We start from the raw sequence: 284 nt of genomic DNA on the forward strand, positions 1-284 counted from the left end.
CAACCGGCACGCCACAGCGTCGTTGGTGGCGAAACTCGCCGGCGATGCCCTGTTCGTCGATATGGGCTCCACCACCACTGACATTCTCGCCATCAAAAATAGCGCCGTCGCCAATGACGGCTACACCGATGCCGGACGGCTGCTGAGCGGCGAACTGGTCTATACCGGCTTCACCAGGACGTTCCTGTTCGGTGTGGCCTCGTCGGCCCCCGTCCGTGGCAGGCTGACACCGCTGATGAACGAATATTTCGCCTCGATCGCCGACGCGCACCGGATCCTCGGGG

General features: G+C 63.4%; 1 protein-coding gene. It reads left to right on the forward strand.

What is annotated here, in order from left to right; translation table 11 throughout:
* Positions 1-25: 25 nt before the first annotated feature.
* Positions 26-284 (forward strand): hydantoinase/oxoprolinase family protein (locus E5W87_RS35795; protein ID WP_292408772.1); only part of this gene is annotated, 259 nt, incomplete at its 3' end.

It is taken from the genome of Mesorhizobium sp., assembly GCF_004962925.1.
Taxonomy (GTDB): domain Bacteria; phylum Pseudomonadota; class Alphaproteobacteria; order Rhizobiales; family Rhizobiaceae; genus Mesorhizobium.